The organism is Pseudomonas sp. F007 (assembly GCF_057814275.1).
Genome location: NZ_JBVATA010000039.1, coordinates 1 through 301, shown reverse-complemented (window position 1 = coordinate 301; position 301 = coordinate 1). Strand labels below are relative to the sequence as shown.

The window sequence follows — 301 nt, the reverse complement described above, 5'->3', positions numbered from 1 at the left end:
GATACATGTCATCCGTCGTTTGCCCTGAGCAAGCCCGGTCCGATGTGGATTTGGTCGTAAATGCCCGCGTTATTTTCTCGCGGTGCCACTATAATGCCTCTGATTACATCTGCCAACGGATTCGCCATGCCGCTTCGCTCTGCGCTGTTTTCGCAACGCTCGTTGGTCCTGACCCTGATTGCCTTGCTGGGCGCCGGCTTCCTCGCCACTTCACTGCTCAGCTACTACGCCTCGCGCGCCTCGATCCGCGACAATATCGTCAACACCGAATTGCCCCTGACCTCCGATACGGTGTACTCGG

The 301-nt window shown here is 57.5% G+C and carries 1 pseudogene; it reads left to right on the top strand.

Annotated elements, in window-relative coordinates:
• Positions 1 to 126: 126 nt before the first annotated feature.
• Positions 127 to 301 (top strand): annotated as a pseudogene (locus ACZYR5_RS29630) (GGDEF domain-containing protein); the annotation flags it as partial.